The organism is Dietzia sp. CW19, from assembly GCF_014145265.1.
Taxonomy (GTDB): Bacteria; Actinomycetota; Actinomycetes; order Mycobacteriales; family Mycobacteriaceae; genus Dietzia; species Dietzia natronolimnaea.
This window is the reverse complement of the sequence record NZ_JAALEE010000397.1, coordinates 1-1590: the sequence shown is the minus strand read 5'-3', so window position 1 is coordinate 1590 and position 1590 is coordinate 1. Positions and strand designations below refer to the sequence as shown.

At 68.9% G+C, this 1590-nt stretch carries 2 protein-coding genes; both read left to right on the top strand.

Going from position 1 to position 1590, the window contains the following annotated elements; genetic code table 11:
- On the top strand, positions 1–378 hold a 378-nt coding region (locus G6021_RS12055), incomplete at its 5' end, for a PadR family transcriptional regulator (protein ID WP_182641382.1).
- The gene (locus G6021_RS12050; RefSeq protein WP_182610744.1) at positions 375–1463 is read left to right on the top strand and encodes an inositol-3-phosphate synthase; all 1089 of its coding nucleotides are present in this window, start codon (positions 375–377) and stop codon (positions 1461–1463) included. The genes G6021_RS12055 and G6021_RS12050, both read left to right, overlap by 4 nt.
- The last annotated feature ends 127 nt before the right edge of the window (positions 1464–1590 follow it).

Sequence of the window (1590 nt, the reverse complement as noted above, 5' to 3'; positions counted from 1 at the left end):
TCCACCGCCACGCGTCCGCCGGCCACCGCACGACGCGGTCGCAAGACCTACCGCATCACCGCCGGGGGCAAGGAGACGTTGGCCGCCCTGCTCGACGAGCCCGGGGCCGCGTCGTTCAACGACGACGGTTTCGGCGTCCACCTGGCCTTCTTCGACCGCACCCCCGGGCCCGCCCGGGTGCGGCTCCTGGAGGGCCGGCGGCGGGTCCTCGAGGAGCGGCGCGAGGGCCAACGGGACGCGGCCACCCGGACCGGCCCGACCGAACTGCGCTACGCCCGGCAGCTCACCCTGCTCGGCCTCGAGACCAGCGAGCGCGAGCTGCGCTGGATCAACGAGCTCATCCAGACAGAGAACCCATCACAAGGAGAATCCCCATGACCGACAAGAAGGTGCGCGTCGCGATCGTCGGCGTCGGCAACTGCGCGTCCTCGCTCGTGCAGGGCGTCGAGTTCTACAAGGACGCGGCGATCGACCAGACCGTCCCCGGCCTCATGCACGTCAAGTTCGGCGACTACCACGTCCGGGACGTCGAGTTCGTCGCCGCGTTCGACGTCGACGGCAAGAAGGTCGGCATGGACCTCGCCGAGGCGATCAACGCCTCGGAGAACAACACCCTCAAGCTCTGCGACGTGCCGCCGACCGGCGTCAGCGTCCAGCGCGGACCCACCCTCGACGGGCTGGGCAAGTATTACCGCCAGACCATCGAGGAGTCCGACGCCGAGCCCGTGGACATGGTCCGGGCCCTGCGCGACGCCGAGGTCGACGTGCTGGTCAGCTACCTGCCGGTGGGGTCCGAGGAGGCGGACAAGTTCTACGCCCAGTGCTGCATCGACGCCGACGTCGCCTTTGTCAACGCCCTGCCCGTCTTCATCGCCTCCGACCCCGTGTGGGCCGAGAAGTTCCGCTCCGCCGGCGTCCCGATCGTGGGCGACGACATCAAGTCGCAGGTCGGCGCCACCATCACGCACCGCGTGATGGCCAAGCTGTTCGAGGACCGCGGTGTCGCCCTGGACCGGACCTACCAGCTCAACGTGGGCGGCAACATGGACTTCAAGAACATGCTCGAGCGCGAGCGCCTGGAGTCCAAGAAGGTCTCCAAGACCCAGGCCGTGACCTCCAACCTCGAGGGCTCCCTCAAGGACAAGATCCACGACCGCAACGTGCACATCGGCCCCTCCGACTACGTGGAGTGGCTCGACGACCGCAAGTGGGCGTACGTTCGCCTCGAGGGACGCGCGTTCGGCGATGCTCCGATCAACCTCGAGTACAAGCTCGAGGTGTGGGACTCGCCCAACTCGGCCGGCATCATCATCGACGCCGTCCGGGCGGCCAAGATCGCCAAGGACCGCGGCATCGGCGGACCGATCCTGCCGGCGTCGGCGTACCTCATGAAGTCCCCGCCGGAGCAGATGGCCGACGACAAGGCCCGCGCCGAGCTCGAGGCCTTCATCATCGGAGCCTGACCCCCGCTGGAAGAACAGGAACGCATGACCCACACCGCGACGAACCGCCAGCTCTCCCCCACCGGGCGTCGCCGTGTCCCGGCCGTCATCGCACTCGCGATGGCGGCCGGGGTCGCGCTCGCCGCGT